Below are 25473 nucleotides of genomic sequence, written 5' to 3'. Positions count from 1 at the left end.
AATGCATTGATAGGAAACGCCGCTAGTAGCCTAGGCGCTCTTGGGCTCCTCGTAACGGGGGAAAATGGGGGCCGGGGCGGGCAGCTCGGTGCCGGGGATGAGGGCCTGCCCCAGGGCCGCAAAGACGCGGTTCTCGGGAGCAACCGCCAGCAGGTCGAGCATCTTCCCCATGGAGGTGGGCATAACCGGCTGGGTGAGGGTTGCGACGATGCGTAGCACCTCCGCGGTCACGTAGAGCACGGTGTTCATGCGCTCCAGGTCGGTCTTGCGCAGCTTCCAGGGCTCCTGGGCGGTGAAGTAGCGGTTAGCTTCACCCACAACCTGCCAGATGCGCTCCAGGGCGCGGTGAAAGGCCTGCTCATCGAAGTCAGCGCGGACTGGCTCGTACAGGGCCGCTGCCATCTCAAGCATGGCGGTATCTTCTGCGGTGAAGGCACCGTGGACAGGAACCTTACCGTCGCAGTTCTTAGCGACCATGGAGAGGGAGCGCTGGGCCAGGTTACCCAGGTCATTGGCGAGGTCTGAGTTGATACGGTTCTTGATACCTTCAGCTGAGTAGGAGCCGTCCTGGCCGAAAGAGACATCGCGCAGCAGGAAGAAGCGCAGCTGATCCAGGCCGAAGCTGGCGACCAGGTCGGCAGGGTCAACCACATTGCCGATGGACTTGCTCATCTTCTCACCGTCCACCAGCAGGAAGCCGTGGCCAAAGACCCGCTTGGGTAGGTCCAGACCGGCTGACCAGAGGAAGGCGGGCCAGTAGATGGCGTGGAAGCGGGTGATGTCCTTGCCAATCATGTGCAGGTCGGCAGGCCAGAACTTGGTGAACAGTTCGCCCTCGGTATCGGGGTAGCCCAGGCCGGTGAGGTAGTTGGTGAGGGCGTCCACCCACACGTACATGACGTGCTTTTCATTGCCTGGCACGGGTACACCCCAGTCGAAGGTGGTGCGGGAGATAGAAAGGTCGGTCAGGCCGTTCTTGATGAAGGCCGCCAGCTCGTTGCGGCGGGATTCGGGGTAGACAAAACCCTCAGTGGAGTAGAGTTCCAGCAGACGGTCGCCATACTTGGAGAGACGGAAGAAGTAGGATTCCTCTTCGGTCCATTCAACCTCGGTGCCGGTTGAGGTGGCGTAGCGGACGCCGTCCCGCACCTCGGTTTCGTCCTCGGTGTAGTAGGCCTCATCGCGCACCGAGTACCAGCCGGCGTACTTATCCAGGTAGATATCGCCGTTCTCTTCCATCTTTGTCCAGATGGCCTGAGAAGCAGCGTAGTGGTCGGTATCGGTGGTGCGGATAAAGCGGTCGAAGTCAGCACCGACCAGCTCAGCCATAGCCCGGAAGCGGGCGGAGTTTTCGTCCGCTAGTTCCTTGGGGGTCTTGCCCTGTTTTTCGGCTGTGGTCTGCATCTTCTGCCCGTGCTCATCGGTACCGGTCATGAAGCGCACATCGAAGCCGTCCAGCTTCTTGAAGCGGGCCATGGTATCGGCGGCAATAACCTCGTAGGCATGCCCGATATGGGGGGCACCGTTGGGGTAAGAAATCGCAGTGGTGATGTAGTACGGGGTAGAAGTCATAGGTACCACTTTACCCGCTTACACCAACCACTGCGAACGCTATTTCACACGGGAAAAAGCCCACCCGCGCTTCTTACTAGTCGGCCAGATTGATAACCGCTGCGCGAGAAGCATTGACTACCCGCTTGATGGATTCGAGCACTTCAAGGGAGAGGGCTGAGTCCAGGGCAAGGACGCAGAGGGCTTCAGCATTCTTGTCGTTGCGGGAGACCTGCATACCGGCGATGTTGATGGAGGCGGTGCCCAGCAGGGTACCGATAGCGGCAATAACGCCCGGGCGGTCTTCGTATTCGAGCACCAGCATGTGGTCGGTAATGGGGATCTCGATATCGTAACCGTTGACGTTGGTCAGTTTCTCGATGAGCTTAGGACCGGTAACGGTACCGGCTACGGAGACAACCTCGCCGTTGGCTAGGGCGCCGGTGAGCACGGTTTCGTTGCGGAAGTAGTCGGTTTCGGTGGTGGTGACCAGTTCGACCTCTACGCCGCGCTGTTCAGCCAGCACGGGGGCGTTGACGTAAGACACCTTGTCGGAGACGACGTCGGTGAAGACACCCTTGAGGGCTGAGAGTTTGAGGGAGGTGACGTCCTTGGTGGCGATTTCACCGGCGATCTTGACCTCGACGCGGGTGAGGGCTTCGTCGCCGCCGATGGCGGTGAGGATGCGGCCGACCTTCTCTGCCAGGGGGACGCCGGGGCGGACGTCCTTGTCAATGGCGCCGCCTGGGACGTTGACGGCGTCGGGCACCAGGTCGCCCTCAAGGGCCAGACGCACAGACTTAGCAACCGAGATACCGGCCTTTTCCTGGGCTTCAAAGGTGGAGGCACCCAGGTGGGGGGTGGCAACGACGTTGGGCAGCTCAACGAAGGGCACGTTCTTGGCGGGTTCCTTGACGTAAACGTCAATGGCGGCACCAGCAATTTCGCCCGAGCGCAGGGCTGCGTCGAGGTCTGCTTCGTCGATGAGGCCACCGCGGGCTACGTTGATCACGTAGGCGGTCTTCTTCATCTTCTTGAAGCTCTCGGCGTTAATCATGCCCAGGGTTTCGGGGGTGCGGGGCATGTGGATGGTGATGAAGTCAGAGCGCTCTACTAGCTCATCCAGTTCAACCAGTTCTGCGCCTAGGGCTGCTGCGCGGGCTGAGGTGACGAAGGGGTCGTAGGCGATAATCTCGGTGCCGAAGGCCTTGAGGCGTTCTGCAACCAGGCCACCGATTCGGCCCAGGCCGATAATGCCGATGGTCTTTTCAAAGAGCTCAACGCCTGAGAAGGCGGAGCGCTTCCACTGGCCTGCCTTCATGGAGGCGTCGGCGGCGGCGATGTTACGGGCCAGGCCCAGGATATGGCCGACGGTGAGTTCGGCGGCGGAAATGACGTTGGAGGTGGGAGCATTAACCACCATGACGCCTGCCTTGGTTGCGGCCTTGATATCGACGTTGTCGAGGCCAACGCCCGCGCGGGCAATGACCTTGAGCTTCTTGGCGGCGGCGATGGCTTCTGCATCGACCTGGGTGGCTGAGCGCACCAGAATGGCGTCTACATCGGCAATGGCGGGGAGGAGTTCGTCGCGGTTGGCGCCGTCGCAGGAGCGGATTTCAAAGTCGGGGCCCAGGGCTTCAACGGTGGCGGGTGAGAGTTCTTCAGCGAGCAGAACGACGGGTTTTGCAGTCACAGGTGGTTTCCTTAGATAGCGGGTGACGGTTAGAGAAAGTGGGGCAGCTGGCGCTTCGGACCCTAAGGACGCCGCTGGTAGGGGTGCTCTGGTGAGAGCAGGAGTGCGGTGGTTAGGCTACAGTTCACCGTACGGCTGTAGCTAAATCGCTCCCCCAGTTTACTGGGGGTTGGCAAGAGCCGGCCACCTTGCCCTGAGTGGGTGAGGTAGCCGGCTCTTGAAAGTTCACTGCTGGTGCAGATGAGAGTAGCTTGGCTTAGCGGGCAACTGAGCCGTCGACGTAGTCTGAGTCAACGGAGTTGTTCCAGGCAAAGAGCTTGCGCAGTTCGCGGCCGGTTGCTTCGATGGGGTGGGCTTCGCCCTTGGCACGCAGTTCCTTGAACTCGGGGCCGCCGGCTGCCTGGTCTTCCATGAAGCGCTTGGCGAAGGTGCCGTCCTGAATATCGGCCAGAACAGCCTTCATGTTTTCCTTGACCTCGGGGGTGATGACGCGGGGACCTGAGACGTAGTCGCCGTATTCTGCGGTGTCTGAGATGGACCAGCGCTGCTTGGCGATGCCGCCCTCAATCATGAGGTCAACAATCAGCTTGAGCTCGTGCAGCACCTCGAAGTAGGCGATTTCGGGCTGGTAGCCAGCTTCGGTCAGGGTTTCGAAGCCGTACTGGATCAGCTGGGAAGCGCCACCGCAGAGAACTGCCTGCTCGCCGAAGAGGTCTGATTCGGCTTCTTCCTTGAAGGTGGTTTCAATGACGCCTGCGCGGGTTGCGCCCATAGCCTTGGCGTAAGCCAGGGCCAGGTCGAGGGCCTTACCTGAGGCGTCCTTTTCAACTGCGACCAGGGCGGGAACAGCACGTCCTGCTTCGAATTCGCGGCGGACGGTGTGGCCGGGGCCCTTGGGGGCGACCATAGCAACGTCGACGCCCTCGGGAGCTTCGATGTAGCCAAAGACGATGTTGAAACCGTGGGCGAAGAAGAGGGCGTCACCTTCGTTGAGGTTGGGGGCGATGTCGTTCTTGTAGACCTCTGCCTGAACCTGATCGGGGGTGAGGATCATGATGACGTCTGCTTCGGCAGCTGCTTCGGCAACGGTCAGGACGCGCAGGCCTTCTGCTTCTGCCTTGGCGCGTGACTTTGAGCCTTCTGCAAGACCGACGCGGACGTCTACGCCTGAGTCACGCAGGTTGAGGGCGTGGGCGTGGCCCTGGGAGCCGTAGCCGATGATGGCGACGGAGCGTTCTGCGATGTTCGCCAGATCTGCGTCGTCGTTGTAGTAGATCTTTGCCATGGTGTTCGATCTCCTTGATCGCTTGTGGGGCAGCAGTGGCTGCCAAACCTTGGTTGTCATGAACCGTCAGTCTCTAGCCTAATAGCTTCGGCTATTTTTGAGACACAGGTTTCATATTTTGGAATAGTGTTTTGTGGTGACCCTTGGTCTAGCCGCGCAGGGCCTTCTCGCTCATTGACCGAGGCCCACGAGAGAGCCCGATAGTGCCAGCACGAACAATCTCACGCACGCCGAAGGGTTCTAACACTTCGAGCAGGGCGTTGATTTTGTTGGCAGAACCGGTGGCCTCGATAATGACGGACTCGGTAGAGACATCCACAATCTTGGCACGGAAAAGGTCGGCGGCCTGGGTGACCTGGATGCGGGCTGCCGCGTCCGCCTTGACCTTAATAAGAATGTGGTCGCGTTGAGCCGACTGTTCATCGGGCAGTTCCACAATCTTCAGCACGTGAATCAGCTTATTGAGCTGTTTGGTGACCTGCTCAAGTAGCACGCCCTCAGCATCGACCACTACGGTGATGCGGGAGATACCCGGAACTTCGGTGGGGCCCACGGCCAGGGAGTCAATGTTAAACATGCGGCGGGCAAAGAGGCCTGAGACTCTGGCCAGCACGCCGGGCTTATCTTCTACAAGAACCGAGAGGGTGTGGCGGCTCATAGCATCTCCTCATCTTCGCCCCAGGAGGGTGAGATATCTTTAGCAATCTGAATCTGGTCGTTGGACACACCCGCAGGCACCATGGGCCAGACCAGGGCATCGGGGCTGACATTGAAGTCCACGACGACAGGACGGTCGTTAATGGCCAGGGCCTGTTTGATGGTTTCCTCAACATCTTCATCGCTCTCACAGCGCAGGGCGGCGCAACCATAAGCTTCAGCCAGTTTGACGAAGTCAGGCACGCGCTCGGTACCCATGCCGGTCTTGAGGTGGGTGTTGGAGTAGCGGCCATCGTAGAAGAGGTTCTGCCACTGGCGCACCATACCCAAGGACGAGTTGTTGATAATGGCGACCTTGATGGGGATGTTGTTCTGCACGCAGGTGGCCAGTTCCTGGTTGGTCATCTGGAAGCAGCCGTCACCGTCAATAGCCCACACAACCGAGTCGGGGAAGGCAACCTTGACGCCCATAGCGGCGGGGACGGAGAAGCCCATGGTACCCAGACCGGCTGAGTTGATGAAGTGGCGGGGGTTTTCGCTCTGGATAAACTGGGCCGACCACATCTGGTGCTGGCCCACACCGGTGACGTAGTAAGCATCGGGGCCAGTAAGCTCACTCAGCTTTTCGATGACGTACTGGGGGGAGCCCAGACCATCGTCAGTCTTGGTGTAGCCCAGGGGGTAGGTTTCCTTGAAGCGGTTAACCAGCGCCCACCAGTCGGTCAGGTCGGGAAGTTCAGAGGCGAACTCGCCTTCGAGAATCTCGTTGAGTTCGGGCAGCACGTAGCGTAGGTCGCCCACGATGGGTACGTCGGCAATACGAATCTTTGAGATTTCTGCGGGGTCTACATCGACGTGGATGACCTTAGCGTGTGGAGCAAATTCCGAGACGACGCCGGTGACGCGGTCGTCAAAACGGGCGCCCAGGGCAATGAGCAGGTCGGACTTCTGCATGGCGGTCACTGCCGGGACGGTGCCGTGCATGCCGGGCATACCCAGATTCTGGGGGTCTGAGTCGGGGTAGGCGCCGCGGGCGGTCAGGGTGGTGACGACGGGGGCGCCAGTGGTTTTAGCAAGCTTCAGCAGCTCGTCGGACGCTTCAGCGCGGACGACACCGCCGCCCACGTAGAGGACGGGGCGCTGGGACTCGGTGATAAGCTTAGCCGCTTCGCGAATCTGCTTGGAGTGGCCGCGGGTGACGGGGTTGTAGCCGCGGGGGTCGGTGTTAGCAGGCGGCCAGGAGAAGTCCATCATGCCCTGCTGGGCGTCCTTGGTGATATCGACAAGGACGGGGCCGGGGCGGCCGGTCGCCGCAATTTTGAAGGCCGTGGCGATGCAGCGAGGAATCTCTTGGGCATCACGCACCATAAAGGAATGCTTGGCGATGGGCATGGTCATGCCCACAATGTCGGCTTCCTGGAAGGCATCGGTACCGATGACCTTAGATGAGACCTGACCTGTGATGCACACCAGGGGCACAGAGTCCATATTGGCGTCCGCGATGGCAGTGAGCAGGTTGGTGGCACCAGGACCCGAGGTGGCAATAGCTACGCCAACTTTGCCGCTGGCGATAGCATAGCCTTCTGCCGCGTGCCCTGCCCCCTGCTCATGGCGCACCAGAATGTGGTTGAGCTTTTCAGAATCAAAGAGGGGGTCATAGGTGGGCAGAATCGCGCCGCCGGGCAGGCCGAAGATATCGGTAACACCCAGTTCTTCGAGGGAGCGGACGATGGCTTGAGAGCCGGTCATGCGCTCTACCTGTGAGGTTTCTGAGCTGCTACGGTTGCCCAGGTTTTTAGCTAGATCTGCAGGGTTGATGGGAGTTCCCGCTGTCATTGGTGATCCTCGCGATGGTCTGAAGATGATCTTGTGTGTGAGCGGTGGATGCGCCCGTTGGGTGTAGGTAGTGCCGGGTTGCGGATAAACCTAGAAAAAAACCCTCCGCCTGGTTGAGCGAAGGGTGCGCACGCCGTAAGACACATCAAAGACTTATGTTGCGCACTCGTTCACGAGTCGCACCACAAGAATAATCTGTGACTGCTGGCGTGTTGTCATACCCTTTATTGTTCGTGCCCAAGGGCACACCGGTCAAACTGGTCTTAGAATGTGACACAACATTTTCACACGTCAAGATACTGCAATATAGCCTCTGCGCATCATTCTCGGCGATTCGACACAAATTTGCACATCGTCATTTAAAGACTTTTAGGCAATCAGTAGCACTTTTCTGGCCAAGACTTCAGCTATAGCACGTAGACTGATGACATGACTGAACCCCAGCTCACCAGTAGTGAAATCGCCAAGGCCCTGCATACTGTCTTCGATAGTCAGATTATTAACTATGGAGCTTACAACCTGGTTTTTGCTACAGGTTCATCTATCTACCGAAACCCAGATGTAGCATCCCGCCAGGAAGAGGATCAAAGCCATTTCCTCATTGGTTACAGGGACACCCCGCGAGAGGCAGTCATTGCCCCACTCTCGCTGCCCGAAGTTCGCGGCACCGGGACGCCCACCTCTATCGACAACACCAACGCCGCACGCACCTTTAGCCTTTCAGAGTTTTCCTTTGGGCTAGAGTCCACGAATGGCACCTCTTTTTCACTCACCTTCGAGCCTCACATGACTGTAGCAACCTCAGAAGGTAGCGGCGTACTCGACCAGGCACTTGATATCGAAGATTTCAAGCGGGTCATTATTGAGGCTTGGGAGCTATAGCTCTCGCCCATCCACACAAACTGCCCTCAGTGAAATGCCGGTCAGCCCGGTCAGTATATACAAAGAAGCCCAACCAGCTAGCCGGTCGGGCTTCTTTTTCTGTGCGCCCCCTGGGACTCGAACCCAGAACCCATTGATTAAGAGTCAATTGCTCTGCCAATTGAGCTAGAGGCGCATATGTACTTGTCAGGCCGAGAACCTGTCTCAGCAACGGGTTCTACTATACGCACCTTTTATGGTGCGCGCAAGCCGAAATCAGCATTTGTGAGCACCTCCACACAAGATATGATTACCCGCCCGCAAAACCTCTTTTAGACACAAAGAAGCCCGACCGGCGAACCGATCGGACTTCCCCTTCCGTGCGCCCCCTGGGACTCGAACCCAGAACCCATTGATTAAGAGTCAATTGCTCTGCCAATTGAGCTAGAGGCGCATATGTACTTGTCAGGCCGAGAACCTGTCTCAGCAACAGGTTCTACTATACGCACCTTTTATGGCGCATGCAAGCCGAAATCAGCATTTGTGAAAACCTTCATAAAAACTGAAATTTGCACCCTAAAGTCAGAGGCCCCCTGCCCTAGTAGCAGGAGGCCTCGACGCACTACTTACGATACTCGGCAATCATCTCTGGCGTAATAACGTCCATGACAGCGGTATTTACACGTTCAACGACAGGCTCCGTGACATTAGCCTCGGGTACGTCGGTCTCTGCCGACGGAGCCTCTGCTAAAGATTCAGTGATAGCCCCAATCTGGGCAGCATGCTCACCGGCAACATCATCCAGCACCTCACCACCGCCGTGGTGTTCATTGAGGCTTTCGATGATATGAATGAGCATTTCGCGAAATTCAGGGTTTGAGAGCTCGCCGGCAGATCCAAGCTTGCGGTCAATGTTCTCTGCTTCGGCCAGCACGCGCCGCCCCTCTTCGGTGATACCTAGAAGGTAGCTGCGGCGGTCAATAGTGTTACGGATGCGGAAAACATGCCCGTGCGCTTCGAGTCGCGCAAGGGTCTTGCCCATGGTCTGCGCCTGCACGCCCACCAGGGCTGCAACCTTTACCTGTGAAATCATGCCTTCGCGGGCAATGACGCCAAGTGCTGTCACGCCAGCATGGGTGAGCCCAAGCGACTTCAGCTGATCATTCCAGCTGTATTCCAGCATGCGCGCTGCAGTTGAGAGGAGTCGATTAATCGACCAATTACGAATTTCTGGCATAGCACCATTATAAGCATACTCAGTACTTATATACCTAGACATGACAGGTGCTTGACACAACCGCCTGTACACTGAGTAATTGTTGAACGACCCCGTATCTCAACTCAATCCTGAGGAACGTGCCCCTGATAAGCTGTGAACAGTGGCATGCTCCTGCTAGCTACACCCCCTTCTCTGATCACCTTTGTGAAAGGACGCCCGTGGAACGACTTGCCCAGGGAACCCCCGCACCCCAGTTCACCCTACCCGCCGCTGGGGGCGGAACAGTCTCTCTGGCTGACTATGCCGGCCAGAAAGTTGTCGTCTACTTCTACCCCAAGGCTTCTACCCCCGGGTGTACTACCCAGGCCTGCGACTTTAGAGACAACCTGGCATCGCTCACCTCACAGGGCTACACCGTCCTGGGAATTTCCCCCGACGGAATCAAGGCCTTGGACACCTTTACCGAGAACCAAAGCCTTACTTTCCCCCTCCTCTCTGATGAAGACCACGCTGTCGCAGAAGCCTATGGCGCCTGGGGTGAGAAGAAAAACTACGGCAAGACCTACATAGGACTGATTCGCTCTACCATCGTCATCGATGAACATGGGGTGGTTGAGGTGGCCCAATACAACGTACGCGCTAAGGGTCATGTGGCTAAGCTCCGCCGGGATTTAGGTATTGACTCTTAGGTCAGGCACGCGTATTTAGCAAAATCTGCCAAGTTGATGTAGCATAGACACTGTTGTGCTGACAGCACCGCATGCGCGAGTGGTGAAATTGGCAGACACGCAGGATTTAGGTTCCTGTGCCTTACGGCGTGAGGGTTCAAGTCCCTCCTCGCGCACACTGACGAAACACCCGTTCAGCCCGGTTTATCCACGGTTGGACGGGTTTTTTGATAGCCAGAACCTGGCGGCCACAGCCTAGATCAACGACCCTCAGAACGAAGGGGATTCTCTTATGGCAACTCCAGCCCTCACCCGTCGCACCCTGATTCACTACGGTTCACTACTTACCGCTGGCTTTGCCCTCGCAGCCTGTTCATCATCACCAGAAGCCGAGCCATCTGCGTCCGCCTCCGCCACCGAGGGCGCAGGGCCAACCTTCCGCTTCGCTCAAGGCGCCCAGGTGCTCACCCTAGACCCGGCAGCCACTTACCGGGTCGAAAGCCACCGCATCAGCGCCCAGATCCTAGAGCCCCTAGTGCGAGCGGACGTCAATACCGGAGAGCCTTCCCCCTCCCTAGCCCAAAGGTGGGAGGTCAGTGAAGACGGCCGCACCTATACCTTTACCCTGGTAGAGAATGCCACCTTTAGCGAGGGCACCCGGCTCACGGCTGAGGGCGTAATAGCCAATATTGAACGCTGGGCGCAGCTGGGCAAGGCCCCCCTCACCCGAATAACCCAGCCCTTCCATCAGCTCTTCGGCACCGTTCAGCTCGCTGAAAACAACAGCTCAAGTCCCCTGGTAACCGGTTGGTCAGCACCAAGTAACACCAGTCTCAAGCTCACGCTTAGCCGTCCCTCCCGCAGCTTCCTCAAGGCCCTCACCCAGCCTGCCTTTGGGCTGGTTTTACCCAGCAGTATCGGGGCGGACGGCTACCTCACCAGCACCCCCATAGGGACCGGAGCCTTTATGCTCAGTTCCTGGGATGACAGCACCGCCGTTCTTACCCGTAACACCGCCTACCGGGGTGAGATTCCAGACCTAGCAGCCATCGAATTTCTCACCATCCCCGATGCCGAAAAACGCTACTACAACTTACTTGAAGGAAGCATCGATGCCTACGATCAGGTAGCCCTCAAAGACTATGTGCCCCTGGCTCTTGATGGGTACCCGGTTCAGTCCCGCGACCCCTATGCGATTGCCTACCTAGGCATCAATCTTTCTCACCCCACCTTCGACGATGCTCGGGTGCGCCAGGCGCTAGCCCGCGCCATCGACAGGGCCGCTATCGTCGAGGCTTATTACCCTCAGGGCACCAATACCGCCCCCGACTTCATTCCCGCCCTCTTCCAGATGAAGAACGAGGACATGGAGCAGGTCTATACCTACAACCTCTCCCGTGCTCAAGAACTCCTCAGAGCAAGTACCTACGCCAACCAGGCCATTGATTTCTACTACCCGGTTAACCTCTCTCTGCCCTCCCTACCCTCCCCCGAAGGTATCTACTCGCTGATCTCGGCGAACCTGGTTGAGGCAGGCTTCAACATCGTGCCCAAACCCTACCGCTGGTCGGACGCCGGCTCCGAGGACGTGCCTACCGCCCACCCCGACTACGGGCTAGAGCTGACCGGCTTTATCGGAGCTTTCCGCGACCCCACCGCCTTTCTGGGGCATGTGCTGACCCCGGCGGCGTCCGCGCCCATCACCATCAGCGAACCCAGCCCGAGCGCAAGCGCCAGTGCCACCACCTCCCCCTCTTCCACAGCAGCTACCACCGAACCGACCAAGACTACTGCCAGCTACTCCAGTATCCGTCAGGCCATCGACGAAGCCGATACCCACACCGATATCGCCGAATGGCGGGAAGCCTACAAGGACATCAATAACCAGGTAGCCAACCTACTCTCTGCAATTCCTCTGGTCTACCCGGTCTCGGGCGTCACTCAGGGGCAGCGGGTGCGCACCTACACGGTAAGTGCTACCTGCATCGATGATTTCTCAACCGTGCACATCGACGACTAGCCCACCGCAGGCGCCCGCAAAAGTACGTCAAAGAACCGTGCGTGTTAGGTACGTCGCTCTATCTGTACTACTCTAAAGAAGAGAACGGGGCCGATGGGCCCCACCCCAGCCGGTGTCCAGCGTCGGGCACCACAGTCTTAGAGTGACGGAGTGTCAATCACGTGGCAAACGAAGTACAGACCGACGTCGTCCTAGTGGGCGGCGGTATCATGAGCGCAACCCTGGGCGTCCTACTCAAAGAAGTAGAACCCACCTGGAATATCACCCTGCTGGAGCGCCTCGATCAGGTAGGGCAGGAGTCATCTAACCCCTGGAACAACGCGGGTACCGGCCACTCAGCGCTCTGCGAACTCAACTACGCTCCGGCAGGCCCTGACGGAACTGTCGACCCGGCTAAGGCTCTGGGTATTAACGAACAGTTCCAGGTCTCCCGCCAGCTCTGGGCTTCCCTGGTTGAAGAGGGCAAGATTAAGGACGCCAGTTTCATTAACCCTGTGCCCCACATGTCCCTGGTCTTCGGTGAAGACCATGTGCGCTATCTAGGCAAGCGCTTTGAGGCCTTCGAGAACCAGAAGCTCTTTGAGCGCATGAAGTTCTCCACCGATTTCGACCAGATTCGCCAGTGGGCTCCCCTGGCTGTGGAGGGTCGCGACCCCAACCAGAAAATCGCCGCTACCTGGTCTCCCGAGGGTACCGATGTGGACTTTGGCAATCTTACCCAACAGATGGTGGATTACCTGGTCGAGCAGGGCGTCACTGTTCAGTACGGCCAGCAGGTCACCAACCTTGAGCAGCAGAGCGACGGTCGCTGGCTGGTCAAGGTCAAGAACCGCCTGAACTCCGAGCACAGCCAAACCATCCGCGCCAAGTTCGTCTTCTTGGGTGCCGGTGGTGGAGCCCTCAACCTCCTGCAGAAGTCAGGTATTAAGGAAGGCAAGGGCTTCGGTGGCTTCCCCGTCTCCGGCCTCTTCTTCCGTAATACCAACGAAGAAACCGCTCTCAAGCACAATGCTAAGGTCTACGGTCAGGCTTCAGTCGGTGCCCCACCCATGTCAGTGCCCCACCTCGATACTCGCTACGTCAACGGCAAGCGCTCCCTGCTCTTTGGCCCCTACGCTGGTTTTAAGACCAACTTCCTCAAGCAGGGCTCCCTGCTCGATATGCCTCTCTCTCTGCGCCCGGACAACCTGGTCCCCATGATCCGTGCGGGCCTGGACAACGTGGATCTCACCAAGTACCTCATCGGTGAACTCCTCAAGAACCGCGACGAGCGCGTAGCCTCCCTGCGCGAGTACTACCCCACCGCGGTAGCTGACGAGTGGGAGCTCATCACCGCTGGCCAGCGTGTGCAGGTTATTAAGAAGGACTCCAAGAAGGGCGGCATGCTGCAGTTCGGTACCGAACTCATCGCCTCGGGCGATGGCTCGATTGCGGCCCTGTTGGGTGCCTCCCCCGGCGCCTCAACCGCCGCCCCCATCATGCTGACCCTGTTGGCCCGTTGCTTCCCCGCCAAGATAAACCAGTGGGAACCCCGCATCAAGGAACTGGTGCCCGGCTACGGCGTCAAGCTCAATGACAACCATGACCTGGCAGACAAGCTCTTCGCTCACACCGCCCAGGTGCTGGGTATCGACAACTAGCCCGAAGGCGTCCGCCCACCGAGCAGCTCACCACATCGTACGCTGCCCCGACCTCACCGGCCGGGGCAGCGCATCTTTAACGGGGTTGCTCAACTGCTGGCGCACCTTTTTATCATGCTACTGATAAGATGTTTACTGATTAAATCACTGCATGCCCTAAGGACGACACCATGGCTCTCGAAGAACAAACCATTAGCCGGTCCGTGACCGAGGATGCCCACAAAGAGGTGTCCAAGCCCGCCAAACTCTCGGAGATGAGCGGGTCAAGCTGGAAGTATATTTTCAAACGCGCTCTCAGCGAATTCACGAACGACGGCTGCACCGACCTTGCAGCCGCTCTCACCTACTTTACGGTGCTCTCAATCTTCCCCGGCCTTCTGGCTGTAGTGTCTCTCCTCGGTGTCTTTGGGCAGGGTCAGCAGACCACTGACGCGATTCTCAACTTCCTTGAAGACTACGCCCCGGCTGAAATGCTGACTCTCCTAGAGGAACCCATTACCCAGCTCACCAGCTCAACTGCTGCTGGTCTGGCTCTGGTTACCGGTGTGGTTGGTGCCCTCTGGACAGCATCAGGTTACATCGGTGCCTTTGGCCGCGCGATGAACAAGATTTACGGTGTGGTCGAAGGGCGTCCTATCTGGAAGCTTCGCCCCTTCAATCTGCTGGTAACCGCTGCTATGGTGCTGATTGTAGTTGCAATGATGCTGGTTCTCCTCTCATCAGAAGACGTACTGACCACAGTTCAGAACGCTATTCCCGCTGTTGAGCTCGGTGGTTTCATCGGTATCTGGATGTGGCTTCGCTACCCCATCATGCTGGTTCTAGCTGTTATTTTAATTAGCCTGCTCTACTTCGCGACCCCCAATATCAAGCAGCCTAAGTTCCGCTTCCTCACTCCCGGTGCCGGTATCGCTCTCATTGTGATGGCAATTGCAGCACTTGGTTTCACCTTCTACGTTTCGAACTTCGGTTCCTACAATGCCACCTACGGCCTGATTGGTGGCGTTATCGTGATGCTGCTTTTCATTTGGATCATGAACAATGTGCTGCTGCTCGGTGCTCAGATTGACGCTGAAATTCAGCGCGGCCGCGAGCTGCAGGCAGGTATCAAGGCTGAGGACGAGCTCCAGCTGTCCCCGCGTGATGACACCATGGCGATCAAGCTCCAAGAAAAGAAGGAGAACCTGGTCGAAGAAGGCCGCAAGATTCGCCTAGCCCACAACGGTGTTGACTTCGAACAGATGGCAAAGAAGCAGGAAGACAAAGACTCCGAGTAACATACAGTTTCTGAACTTCTCTGTCCGCTATTTTCACTCCGGCTCCTACTGTGTGTAGGAGCCGGAGTTTTATGCTTAAGGGTATGTACGAGCCCTGCTTTTCGATTGAGACGCTTTCAGCCCCCACGCTCGGCGCGGACGTACCACCTCGCCCCTGTGAGGGCCAGCAGGTGGTGGCGGTGCACGGCTTTGCCGCCACCCCCGAGGTGACCTGGCAGACGACAGGCTGGGTGCGCCAGTTACACCGAGCTGGGGCTGACGTGCATCTGGTGACGCTGCCCTATCACCGGCTGACCATTGCACAGCACGCAGATGCAGACGAAGTAGAAGAGCGGGAGCAGACCCGACAAGTGGATGTAAGCTGGCGGCAGGGCGGTCTAATTACCTCTTTAGCTGATGCCCTGCACCAGGCCCTCTCTCCATTAAAATCACCGGTTCACCTGCTGGGCTATTCTTTGGGCGCCCGCATCTGCTGGCAGGCTGCCCTGAGTTACCCGAAGCTAGTACAAACCCTGACCTTGGGGGGAATGCCCCTAGATAGCCACCTGACTGGGCTGCAGACAGCTCTGGCCCAGGGCAACAGGTCAGGCCAGCCCCTGCCCGCTGGCTTGCAGGCTGTCCTAGCGGCTAGCCCTATACCTCACGCTCATCTGGCGTCCTTCACCGCCCAGCCGGTTGAGCCCTTCAGTGCTCAAGACCTACCGGCCTGCCCCACCATCCTTTTCGCGGGAACTCAGGACGACCTGACCACAGACCTGCCTGCCCTTGCCGCTACCCTGCCGCACCCGGCGTCCGCCTATCTGGAGCTAGCTGGCCGTGACCATATTAACTCCCTGACCAGCGGCCAAGCCCGCCGGGCAGCTGCCGACTTCATAGCGCGTCACGCGGTCTCACCGGCTGGCAGGGAACCTAGCCACACGGTAGCGTAGAGGGTAGCAGCAGGTAGCTCTATCTGCCCCGATCCCCGATATTCCCTCCCGCTACAAAAGGAGCCCCATGCACAAGGTCAAGGCCGTTGTTTCGCTGGCCAAGGATCAGCCCGTCGAAGTTGTCACCATCAATGTGCCCGACCCCATCAAGGGTGAAGCCCTGGTCAAGGTGCTCACCTGCGGTGTCTGCCAGACCGACCACCACTACGTCCAGGGCGGAGTCGGCAATGACTACCCCTACCTGCTGGGCCACGAATCAGCAGGAATCGTCGAAGCCGTGGGTGAGGGCGTGACCAATGTAGCTCCCGGTGACCTGGTGATTCTCAACTGGCGTGCTGTCTGCGGCGAGTGCCGCGCCTGTAAGAAGGGCAAGCCCCAGTACTGCTTTGCAACCCACAACGCGACCCAGAAGATGACTCTTGAGGACGGCACCGAGCTCTCCCCCGCCCTGGGCATCGGCTCCTTTGCCGAGAAAACTCTGGTAGCAGCCGGGCAATGCACCAAGATTGACGCTGAGCTAACCGAAGACCAGTACGCCGCCATCGGCCTGCTGGGCTGCGGTGTTACCGCCGGTCTGGGCGCTGTGCTCAACACCGGTGAGGTTGCCCGCGGTGAGTCCGTCGCTGTGATTGGTTGCGGCGGTGTAGGTACTGCCGCTGTTGCCGGAGCCAAGCTGAGCGGGGCGACCACCATCATCGCTGTAGACATTGACGACGATAAGCTAGCCCGCGCCAAGGAGCACGGGGCCACCCACGTCATCAATTCCAAGAACCAGGATCCTGTTGCCGCTATCAAGGACCTGACCGAGGGCTTCGGAGCCGACCTGGTCATTGACGCGGTGGGTGTTGAAGCCACTTTCAAGCAGGCCTTCGAAGCCCGCGACCTGGCCGGACGCGTTGTCCTGGTGGGTGTGCCCGCCCCCGGTACCACCTGGGAAGCTCCCCTGGACGAGGTCTTCGGCCGGGGTGGCTCCATCAAGTCAGCCTGGTACGGCGATACCTTACCCTCCCGCGACTTCCCCATGTTCGTGCAGCACTACCAGCTGGGCAACCTCGACCTGGACGGTTTCGTCTCAGAACGCATCAGCCTGGACCAGGTCAATGAGGCCTTTGAAACCATGAAGACCGGCAAGGTTCTACGCTCGGTTGTTGAGCTCTAGGGAAGGAGGCTCCTTTGTCAGAACGCATTGAACGAGTAGTCACCTCCGGTACTTTCTCCCTGGACGGGGGCACCTGGGAGGTCGATAACAACGTCTGGATTATTGGCAACGACAGCTCGGTAGTCATTATTGACCCCGCCCACGACGTCGACAAGATCTCAGCTAAGGTAGCTGGCCGCACGGTAGAAAAAATCCTGCTCACCCACGCCCACGATGACCACATCCGCTCAGCCAAGGAAGCCGCCGACCGTTTCGAGGCTCCGGTCTACCTGAACCCGGCAGACCGGCCACTGTGGGAGATGGTCTACCCTTCCTGGGACTTTGATGGGGAGCTGGCAGAGGGCGACACCATTACTATTGGCTCCACCGAGCTGAACGTCCTGGCAACGCCCGGCCATTCCCCCGGCTCCGTCTGCTTCTACGCACCCTCCCTCTCCTGGGAGAACAGCGAGGGAGTGGTCTTCTCGGGCGATACCCTCTTCCAGGGAGGTCCCGGGGCTACCGGACGCTCCTTCTCCAGCTTCGAAACCATTATCGAGTCAATCTCAACCAAGCTCTTGACCCTGCCCGAATCCACCGCTGTGCTCACCGGACACGGGGACTCCACCGGTATCGGTCTAGAAGCTCCCGAGCTGGAGAACTGGATTAAGCGCGGCCACTAGCCGCGAGGGCGTCCGCTCTCTCAACCTATAGCAAGGGGGCCCTACCGTCAGCTGACGGTAGGGCCCCTTGTGTTGGGAGTGATGAGGGTCGGCACTAGGGCAGCAGGGCCAGACGCTCCTCGTAGGTGCGACGCCACAAGAACCCGTAGAGGTGCCCCAGGCAGAAGTAGATTGCAGCAGCGATGAGAGGAATAATCAGGGCCACCTGATAGCTGTAGGATCCGCTCAAATCAGCTGCCCACACGAATCCCACCGCAATACCGCCCAGGGAACAGGCCTGCAGGGTAGAAAGAGCCAGGTCCAGGTTTTTACGCACCGAGAGGCTGGTGGCCACTGAGTCCATGGTGACCAGGCAAATACCGTAGGCAAGACCCACGCTGATCAGAGGAATCACCATACCCATAGCAGAGGTGGGCAGAGACAGGGTCATGGCAGTGAGGGTCAGGCCCACCCCGCTCACCAGCCAGGCCCCCCACCCGAACATGGGCAGGCGCTCAAAGAGCACAAACAGGGCAGAGATAACCGCGCACAGACCGAGTAGGGCTATGAGGAAGCCGGTGATGCCTATCTGGTCGGTTGAAATGGCGTAGGCCACGATAGCTGCCTGGGTAGCGCCCAGGGACAGGCCCAAGCAGATGGTGCCTAGCTGGGGTATCCAGAGCAGGGAGCGGCTTACACCGCGCAGGGGCTTGCGGCGGTTGCCCCCGCTAACGTCCCGGGTCTCAACCGGTAGATTTTCCGGGCGCCACAGCAGCATGAGCAGGCCCAGCATATCGAGCACGATGACCGAGAAGAGGGCCGACTGGGCGGTGAGGAAAACCGTGGTCATACCGGCCAGCACAGCCCCGGCGGGCAGGGCGATGACGTCAAACATGGTCTCTAGAGAGATGGACGCGTTGAGCTTGCGGCGGTCCTTAGTGGTCAGGTACTCGGCACTCCAGTAACTTCGCATCATGGCACCCAGGGGAACGGTAGTCACGCCGGTTACCGCGCAGGCGGTGAGAAACCTGCCAATAGAGCCGTTACTGGTCTCTGCAAAGCGCAGGGATTCTAGCATCAGCCACATGAGGGCCAGAATGTTGAGCACGGTGACGGCGAAGAAGATTCTCCGCTGGCCCCAACGCTCAGAAATAGATCGGTAGACCGGCACCATCAGGGCTGCGCTCAGCCCTACCGTACCTGCGGCATAGCCTCCCAGGGTCGCTTCGTTATTCTGCACGGCCAGCATCATCATCACCGCCAGCATCACCATAGCTGCAGGCAGTCGCATGAGCAGGGAGAAGAAGAGGAAGCGCCAACCGTGGGTGAGCAAAAGGTCGCTCATCCGTGTGCGGGCATACTGGGCCGAGATACGTAGCCGTTTGATGCTCTCGCGCAGGCTGGTTCGTAGGTTGGGGTTGCTAGCCCGCTGTCGGTCGCGCCGATAGCCTAGCCCCGTGCGAGGGGATGAGCTACGGTTCTTGGGGTTACGGTGGGGGCTCACGCTGCTCCTGCATCTGCGACGAGGGAAGATCCCTGGGGCGAGCTGGTAAGGACGATGTGCTTGTTAATGCGGTTCTTCATCTCGGTCACGTGCGAAATCAGGCCAATGACTCGCCCGCGCTCGCGGAGTGAGTCGATGGTGGTCATGACCTCCTCAAGGGTTTCATCGTCCAGGGAGCCAAAGCCCTCGTCCACAAAGAGGGTATCAATGTCGATACCACCGTTAGCCTGCTGAACCACATCGGCTAGGCCCAGGGCCAGGGCTAAGGAGGCCATGAAGGTTTCACCACCTGAGAGGCTGTCGGGGCGGCGGCGGGCATTGTGCCAGGCGTCAAAAATATCCAGAGCTAGACCGGATTTCTTGTTGCGCCCCTCTGCCCTGTCGCTGTGTTCCAGCCGGTAGCGGCCGTGGGTCATCTTTTCCAGGTGCTCGCTGGCTGCTTCTGCTACCTCGGCGAGCTGGTAGGCCAGCACGTAGGAGGTCAGGGTCATGCGCAGGCGGTTGTCGCTGCCCGGGGCTGCTGTGGCGGTAGCGGCAAGTTCTCCTTTGAGATGGGCATCCTCAAGCAGTACCCGGCTCTGGTCTAGGGCGGCCTCGAGCAGGCCCAGTACCTCTTCTAGCTCAGCGCTAGCCCCGGCCAGGCGGGTGGCCTGGCTAATCAGGGTATCTCGTTCGGCGTTGAGCTGGGCGATGCGGGTAGCAAGTTGGGTAAGTTCTTCGGTCGTGGGTGCCTGCTCCCCGCTGGCCTGAAGCCTAGCAATCTTTTCTAGAGCGGGACTGCTGAGTTGGGTTGTAACTGCCAGGGTGCGGCCCCGGTGGGCGGTGAGCTGCTGTTCAAGCTGGCTCACCTGGGACTTGTCCAAGAGCTGGTTTTTCACCTGCTGGGCATCGTCCAGGCTAGCTTCGGCTAGGGCTCGGCGCAGGTTTTCTTGGGCGGACGCCAGCGCCTGCTGTCGGCGGTCCTGGTCGGCGTAGGCTGCACGTAAGGAGGGTAGTTGCCTGGCCAGCCGGTTGAGAGTGGAGATACGGTCGGAGAAACTCGGGCCTTGGCGGTGCGGCGCTAGCTCGGCTTCGAGACTTTGTCGCTGATCTGTGAGCTGTTGCAGTTTCACCTCTTCACCGGTGAGCTGGCGCTGGGCCTCGGCCAGTTGTAGCTGCTTTTTCTCAAGGTCCTTTTCTAAGGTGTCAATACGCTGGGCTAGGGTCTTGCGATGAGCTACCTGGGCCTGGGCTAGAGCGAGCTCTTCCTGGGCTGCGGTGACTGCGGCCTGGGCTTCTTCAGGTTCGGGGGTGCCCTGCTCTACCAGCTGTGCCAGGGTACTCTGGGCTGCCGTTAGGGCGGCAAGGGCCTCTTGGGCCTCTGTCTCTGCCCGATCGCGGGTGCGCCGTGCCTGGGCGAGGACCTCTTCTGTCACGGGCTGAGTGGCTTGATCGTAGCTGGCAGGGGCAGGGTGCTCTGTGGACCCGCAGACGCTACAGGGTTGCCCCTCGGTCAGGGCTTCGGCCAGAATCTGGGCGGCGGCATCGAAGCGTTGGCGCTGGAGGCTATCGGCATGGGCGGACGCTGCCCTCCGGCTTTCTTCTGCCCTGAGGGATAACTGGCGGGTGGTATCTACGTGTCTGCGGGCCTCCACCATACGCTGGGCTGCGGTGAGACGGTCGCGGGCACCGGTCAGGAGAGCACGGGCGGCTTCCTCACGGGCAGCGGCCTGCTCGGTCTCCGCGTAGTCCTGGCGCTGCTTCTCAAGGGTTAGGCGGGACTCTTCAAGGCTCTGGGTTAGCTGGCTGTGGCGGCTGGTGAGCTGTTTGAGGGTAGCGGCGCTGGTTTTTTCTTGGACGGCTAGGGCGGCGCTATCTTTTTCTGCCTGCTGATAGCGGGTGAGCTGGTCAATGTGAGTGCTGGCCTGGTCACCCAGCTCCTGGCTGGTGGTTTCTGCCAGGGGAGCCTCAAGTACGGCCTGGGTTTGGGTCAGTAGACCGTATTCCAGGGCACTTTCGGTCAGGTTTTCCCGCGCGGACGCCAGCAGCTCACGGCTGCTCTCCAGCTGGGCTTCTGCACGCTCTACCGCTTGCTGGTAGCTGGTTCTCGCCTGCTCTTCGGCAGTTACGTCAGGAATCAGTTCGGCAGCTACCCGGTGTTCTTCAAGGCGGGCACGGCTTATAGCTATCTGGCCCTCTTGGCCTGCTAGAGTTGCCTTCTCTTGGATGAGGTCACGATAGGTCGCCCAGTCTTTCTGTAGCTGGGCGGTTGCAGTATGCCTGGCTGCGAGCGCTTCACGCTCTTGGGCGCTAACATCTCGCCGGTCTTCTAGCTTTTGTGTCAGGTCAGCTAGCTCGCTGAGCACCTGGCCTAGGTGGGCGGGAAGGTCAGCTACCGAGGTGGCACCTGTTTCTGTGGACGCGGCAGGGCCTTGCTCTGCGTCCGTTTCGATTTGTTCTTCGGTAACTGTCGGGCCGTCTAGTCCTAGAGCCTGGCGGGCCTGGTCTACTCGGGCAGCCTGTTCGGCGCGTTCTGCCCTTTGCTCTAGCACCTGTAGCTCTCGCTGGGCGGCTTTGGCTGCGGCGTCGGCGTCCTTGGCGTGTTCGTGGAGCAGGGCCTGGACCTTTTCGAAGTCCTCGGTGCCAAAGAGCTGTTTGAGGAGCTGTTCCCTTTCACCAGAGTCAGCTACCAGAAAGCGCTGGAATTTGCCCTGGGGCAGTAGCATGACCTGGTTGAACTGCTGGGCGTTGAGCCCTAGCACGGAGAGCATGAAGTCGCCGGCGTCCTTATGGCGGGTGATTGCCGGGTCGGGTTCCCAGCTGCCGGTGGTAGCGTCGAACTTCTCGATCAGGGTCTTGGCCTGTTCGGTGATGGTGCCCTGACCGCGTTTCTTGGGGCGCTCGTAGGCCGGGCTGCGGTCGATACGGTAGCGGTCGGTGCCGATAGTGCAGTCGAGGATAACGCGGGGCTGCACGTGAGGCTCAGCGAAGCGGGATTTGAGGTCGGTTCGCCCCGATGAGGTGGTGCCGTAGAGGGCAAAGCAGATAGCGTCGAGGATGGACGATTTGCCGGAGCCGGTCGGGCCGTTGAGCAAGAAGATTCCCTCGCGATTGAGGTCATCGAAGTCTAGGGTTATGGTGCCTGGGAAGGGGCCGTAGGCGGTGAGTTCTAGTCGGTGGATTCGCATTTAGTCGCTCGCTCCCCTGGTGCGTACCTGGTCAAGGACGTCGGTCAGGTAGGTGGTTTCGGCTTCGTTGAGGGCTCTGCCGCGGACGTGGTCGTAGAAGGACTCACAGATGGCCTGTACGCTCTGGGGCTGGCGGGTGCGGCGGTAGCTGTGTTCCTGGGCGGAGCTTATTCCCTCGGGAGCGAAGTACAGCTCTTGCACGTGGGCGTAGTGAGCCTTGAGCTGGTCAAGGGCTCCAGCCGGTCGCTCAGCATCGGTGAGGGTAATACTGACAAAAGCCCGGCCGTAGGCCGCCACGGTGCTTTCGGCAAGCACCTCGTCGAGGGTGCCCTTGAGGGTCTTGAGCACCAGGTGGGTTTGCCAGGTATGTTCATTCACCTCGATAGTTCCGTCAGGAGCTACGTCGATAATCCAGGCCCCCTTACGGTGGTTTTGCTCGCTAAAAGAATAGGCCAAAAGAGAGCCGGAGTACCTGACGGTATCGGTAACCTTCTGCCGCCCGTGCAGGTGCCCCAGGGCGGTGTAGCTGGCAGCGGCAAAGGTGCTCGCCGGCACCTGCTGCACCCCGCCTACCGAGATATCGCGTTCTGACTCTGAGGGCTCTGAACCCGTGGCAAAGCAGTGGGCAAGCACCACCGTGGCGGCAACCTGGCGGGTAGCGGCGTCCTCTTCCACCCTCCTCATAGCTTCAGCCAGCACGCTCGCGTGGCTGGCCTCGGTGCCCCAGCGGGCAGCAATCGGGCGCGGCTCTAGGTAGGGTATGCCGTAAAAGGCCACCTCAACGCCCCCGGCGGACAGCAGGACGGGCTGGCCCACCTGGGTTTGCGAGGTCACCAGGTGCACGCCCGCAACACTCAGCAAAGAAGAGCCAAAGCCCAGGCGAATAGCCGAGTCATGATTACCACTAGTTGCTACCACCTGGGCCCCGGCCTGCACCAGGCGGGTGAGGGTACGGTCAAAGAGCTGCACGGTCTCGGTGCGGGGCTGGGCCTGATCATAGACGTCCCCGCTGATCAGCACCACGTCAATACCCTGTTCCTGAATCAGGTTCACCAGCTCATCGAGCAGCTGCTCGGCATAGGAGTGCAGGGAGGTACCGTGAAAGGTGCGGCCCAGGTGCCAGTCTGAGGTGTGCAAGATACGCATACCACCAGTTTAGTGGTCCCGCTCTTACCCCGCTTTAGAATAGGGAGCATGACTTCTGTTTTTCCTGCCCCCGATGCCCTCTCCCCCGCCTACCGGTCGGCCCTGCGTGGCTCCCTGCTGGGTACCGCCCTGGGGGATGCCCTGGGCTACCCCCTAGAGACCAGCACCGTAGAACAGATTGCTGAGCACTGGGGCGGGCGTACAGGAGCCGACCTTATCGCGGCTATCGCCCGGGAACCCCTGCTCGTTTCAGATGACACCCAGCTCACCCTGGCAACCCTCGACGGGCTCACCGAGGTGCTGGAGTGGAACAACGAGGGCCAGGCAGCCGACGAGCTGGCCTGCATCTGGCTAGCCTACCTGCGCTGGTACACCGGCACCGGCCACCCGGCGCCCGAGACCGCCCCCTACTCCCTTCCCCGCCCCCTCGATGCGCTTCAGGTGATGCGCCAGCAGCGGGGCCCGGGCAAGGCAACCCTGGCAGCCCTTGCCACGGGGGAAATGCGGTTTATCTCTAAAAACATCAACCCGCAGGCCCTGGGCACCGGGGCGCTCATGCGCTCTGCCCCCTTCGGTTACCTGCCGGTGGCCGATGACGCTACCGTCATCAAGCTATCCGCCCACGCCGCGGCCCTCACCCACGGCCACCCCGAGGCCGTCATCTCTGCGAGCGCCTACGCCCTGCTCATTCGCTATCTGCTGGGTAGCACCAGCCAGGGTACCGCGCAGGCTCCCCGCCCCGGTGTGCTTGAAGCATGCACCCAGCAGGTGCTGAACTGGCTGGGCACGGTGGAGCAAAGCCAGGCCCTACCCGGCGATGCCGCGCTCACCCGCACGGCGCTGGGCACCGCCGTCCGCCTGGCTCAGCAAGAAGCGCAGGTGGCGGACGCCTGCCCCCACTTCGGCGAACTCCTGGTGGCCCCCGATGTGCTCGGCTACGCCCTCTTCTTAGCTCTGCGGGCAGAGGCGGACGTCGCTGCGGAGAAGCTGAACCAGCAGCAGGCAGTGAGGGAAGCCCTGGGCGCGGCAATTGCAGTCACCGGCGATTCAGATTCAATCGGGGCTCTGGTCGGCTCCCTGCTCGGAGCGCTCTGGGGCGACACTGCTTTCCCGGCAGACCTCGCCCCTGCTACCGACGCCGCAGAAGCCCTGAACCTGGTTGAGGTAGCCTGGTTCAAGCAGCTTGGGGTGTAGGTAAGGGCAGGCAGGCTCGCAGCGAAACTGCTGGCTGCGGGGCTGGCGTGAATCGCTTGTGAGCGCTAGCGAACCAGCGAGAGGGTCGGCAGTGAGCGTGAGCCTGTCTGCCCTTCTTTCGCTAGGGTTCCTAAGCTGCAAGCACCTCTGTGCGGTGGTCCAGGTACCATTCGTCAGCGCGTTCCACGGCCAGGCGTTGGATAGCTCCGCCCATGCCATTGCGCATGGTGTAGGCCAGGGACTGCAGCGGTAGCAGGCGGGCCACTATTTTGGCGCGTTCCAGCTGGGTTTCATCGAGCGCTTTAGAGAGGGAACCCCAGCCGTAGAAGTTACCCAGGGCGGCATGGTCAACGGCCGCGTCCCCTACAGAGGCGTGGTCCCAGTCGATAACGCCGACCAGTTTGTCGCCGTTCCAGAGAATATTGTGGCCGGCTAGGTCGCCGTGGACGAGAACCGGTGAGGCAGGTTCCAGAGCCAGTACCCGATCTATGGCTGCGTGAGCTACCTTCTGGGCGCCGGTGAGCAACTGAGGTACGACCTGCTCGCGCAGGAGCACCTCCCAGTTATCGCGTCCACCCCAGTGCTCGTGCACCATGTCAAGGTAGGGCCCGTAGCCGCTGAAATCTACCGAGTGGATAGCTTTGACCAGGGTGGCAAGCTGCTTGGGCGGGGCCGAACCCTGCAGGCGAGGCTCCCCCTTAATCCAGGTTAGCCCTACAGCGGTGAAGCCGTTCCGGGTGATAACCCGGGTGATGGGTCGGGGTACCGCAAAGGGAAGGTCCTGGGGTAGCCGCCGCAGGATCTCGGTGCGGCGGGCTACCAGGTGCCCGGTCTGCTGGGTTTTGGCGATACGCACACTCAGCTCCGCCCCCATGTTGACGATGATGTGGGCAGAGCCGGTGGTCCGGATGTCCCAGCGGTCGCGGGGAATGTTCAAACCGGCTTGCTCCATCACCGCCGTGACCACGGGAAGAGCCTTCATCTGTTCAATGAGTGTAAGGTGCGCTGCCATAGGGTACCTCGTAC

19 protein-coding genes and 3 tRNA genes are annotated in these 25473 nt (G+C 59.9%); 10 read left to right on the top strand and 12 right to left on the bottom strand.

What is annotated here, in order from left to right; genetic code table 11:
* Nucleotides 1-30: 30 nt before the first annotated feature.
* The 5 genes from metG to ACRCJM_RS04185 all read right to left on the bottom strand — a co-directional run bounded on the left by metG (nt 31) and on the right by ACRCJM_RS04185 (nt 6935).
* Nucleotides 31-1572, bottom strand: a complete 1542-nt coding sequence (gene metG, locus ACRCJM_RS04205; protein WP_431463915.1) for a methionine--tRNA ligase — start codon at nt 1570-1572, stop codon at nt 31-33.
* 76 nt (nt 1573-1648) lie between these two features.
* Entirely contained in the window at nt 1649-3244 is a 1596-nt protein-coding gene (serA, locus tag ACRCJM_RS04200; protein WP_431463914.1) for a phosphoglycerate dehydrogenase, read from the bottom strand.
* A gap of 256 nt (nt 3245-3500) precedes the next feature.
* Nucleotides 3501-4529, bottom strand: coding sequence for a ketol-acid reductoisomerase (gene ilvC, locus ACRCJM_RS04195; RefSeq protein WP_185174491.1), 1029 nt, complete (start codon nt 4527-4529; stop codon nt 3501-3503).
* A gap of 148 nt (nt 4530-4677) precedes the next feature.
* Nucleotides 4678-5187 carry an acetolactate synthase small subunit gene (ilvN, locus tag ACRCJM_RS04190; protein WP_185174490.1) on the bottom strand — a complete coding sequence of 170 codons (510 nt, stop codon included), beginning with the start codon at nt 5185-5187 and terminating at the stop codon, nt 4678-4680.
* Nucleotides 5184-6935 carry an acetolactate synthase large subunit gene (locus ACRCJM_RS04185; RefSeq protein WP_431463984.1) on the bottom strand — a complete coding sequence of 584 codons (1752 nt, stop codon included), beginning with the start codon at nt 6933-6935 and terminating at the stop codon, nt 5184-5186. Before ACRCJM_RS04185 ends, ilvN begins: the two co-directional genes overlap by 4 nt.
* 516 nt (nt 6936-7451) lie before the next feature.
* Between ACRCJM_RS04185 and ACRCJM_RS04180 the strand changes: the two genes are divergently transcribed.
* Complete coding sequence (locus ACRCJM_RS04180) at nt 7452-7904, top strand: hypothetical protein (protein WP_431463913.1); 453 nt, start codon at nt 7452-7454, stop codon at nt 7902-7904.
* Between the two features lie 102 nt (nt 7905-8006).
* Here the strand turns inward: ACRCJM_RS04180 and ACRCJM_RS04175 are convergent.
* From ACRCJM_RS04175 to ACRCJM_RS04165, 3 genes are all read right to left on the bottom strand, one after another.
* Nucleotides 8007-8079: transfer RNA gene (locus tag ACRCJM_RS04175), tRNA-Lys, on the bottom strand.
* 185 nt (nt 8080-8264) lie between these two features.
* Nucleotides 8265-8337 (bottom strand) — tRNA-Lys (locus tag ACRCJM_RS04170).
* A 168-nt stretch (nt 8338-8505) separates the two neighbouring features.
* Entirely contained in the window at nt 8506-9120 is a 615-nt protein-coding gene (locus ACRCJM_RS04165; RefSeq protein ID WP_431463912.1) for a MarR family winged helix-turn-helix transcriptional regulator, read from the bottom strand.
* Between the two features lie 200 nt (nt 9121-9320).
* On the opposite strand from ACRCJM_RS04165, the gene bcp reads away from it, so the two are divergent.
* From bcp to ACRCJM_RS04125, 8 genes are all read left to right on the top strand, one after another.
* Complete coding sequence (gene bcp / locus ACRCJM_RS04160) at nt 9321-9791, top strand: thioredoxin-dependent thiol peroxidase (RefSeq protein WP_431463911.1); 471 nt, start codon at nt 9321-9323, stop codon at nt 9789-9791.
* Nucleotides 9792-9864: 73 nt separating this feature from the next.
* Nucleotides 9865-9946 (top strand) — tRNA-Leu (locus ACRCJM_RS04155).
* 116 nt (nt 9947-10062) lie between these two features.
* Complete coding sequence (locus ACRCJM_RS04150) at nt 10063-11790, top strand: ABC transporter substrate-binding protein (RefSeq protein WP_431463910.1); 1728 nt, start codon at nt 10063-10065, stop codon at nt 11788-11790.
* A gap of 161 nt (nt 11791-11951) precedes the next feature.
* Nucleotides 11952-13430 carry a malate:quinone oxidoreductase gene (locus tag ACRCJM_RS04145; protein WP_431463909.1) on the top strand — a complete coding sequence of 493 codons (1479 nt, stop codon included), beginning with the start codon at nt 11952-11954 and terminating at the stop codon, nt 13428-13430.
* Nucleotides 13431-13600: 170 nt separating this feature from the next.
* Entirely contained in the window at nt 13601-14707 is a 1107-nt protein-coding gene (locus ACRCJM_RS04140) for a YihY/virulence factor BrkB family protein (protein WP_431463908.1), read from the top strand.
* A 71-nt stretch (nt 14708-14778) separates the two neighbouring features.
* The gene (locus ACRCJM_RS04135; RefSeq protein WP_431463907.1) at nt 14779-15636 is read left to right on the top strand and encodes an alpha/beta fold hydrolase; all 858 of its coding nucleotides are present in this window, start codon (nt 14779-14781) and stop codon (nt 15634-15636) included.
* A 67-nt stretch (nt 15637-15703) separates the two neighbouring features.
* Nucleotides 15704-16795 (top strand): S-(hydroxymethyl)mycothiol dehydrogenase, encoded by a 1092-nt coding sequence (locus tag ACRCJM_RS04130; protein ID WP_431463906.1) that lies wholly within the window; start codon nt 15704-15706, stop codon nt 16793-16795.
* Nucleotides 16796-16809: 14 nt separating this feature from the next.
* A complete protein-coding gene (locus ACRCJM_RS04125; protein WP_431463905.1) occupies nt 16810-17457 on the top strand; it encodes an MBL fold metallo-hydrolase in 648 nt (215 codons plus the stop codon).
* Between the two features lie 94 nt (nt 17458-17551).
* Here the strand turns inward: ACRCJM_RS04125 and ACRCJM_RS04120 are convergent, their stop codons facing one another.
* From ACRCJM_RS04120 to ACRCJM_RS04110, 3 genes are read right to left on the bottom strand one after another with little or no spacing between them, the layout of a single operon-like run.
* On the bottom strand, nt 17552-18940 hold the full coding sequence (locus ACRCJM_RS04120; RefSeq protein ID WP_431463904.1) for an MFS transporter: 1389 nt from the start codon (nt 18938-18940) through the stop codon (nt 17552-17554).
* Nucleotides 18937-22107, bottom strand: a complete 3171-nt coding sequence (locus tag ACRCJM_RS04115) for an AAA family ATPase (RefSeq protein ID WP_431463903.1) — start codon at nt 22105-22107, stop codon at nt 18937-18939. Before ACRCJM_RS04115 ends, ACRCJM_RS04120 begins: the two co-directional genes overlap by 4 nt.
* The gene (locus ACRCJM_RS04110) at nt 22108-23253 is read right to left on the bottom strand and encodes an exonuclease SbcCD subunit D (protein ID WP_431463902.1); all 1146 of its coding nucleotides are present in this window, start codon (nt 23251-23253) and stop codon (nt 22108-22110) included.
* Nucleotides 23254-23301: 48 nt separating this feature from the next.
* Between ACRCJM_RS04110 and ACRCJM_RS04105 the strand changes: the two genes are divergently transcribed.
* A complete protein-coding gene (locus ACRCJM_RS04105; protein WP_431463901.1) occupies nt 23302-24447 on the top strand; it encodes an ADP-ribosylglycohydrolase family protein in 1146 nt (381 codons plus the stop codon).
* Between the two features lie 130 nt (nt 24448-24577).
* On the opposite strand, the gene ACRCJM_RS04100 is transcribed toward ACRCJM_RS04105, so the two are convergent.
* Complete coding sequence (locus ACRCJM_RS04100; protein WP_431463900.1) at nt 24578-25459, bottom strand: phosphotransferase; 882 nt, start codon at nt 25457-25459, stop codon at nt 24578-24580.
* Between the last annotated feature and the right edge of the window lie 14 nt (nt 25460-25473).

It is taken from the genome of Rothia sp. L_38, from assembly GCF_050689125.1.
Taxonomy (GTDB): Bacteria; Actinomycetota; Actinomycetes; order Actinomycetales; family Micrococcaceae; genus Rothia.
Note: the sequence above shows the minus strand (reverse complement) of the source record. Positions and strands in the feature narration are given on the sequence as shown.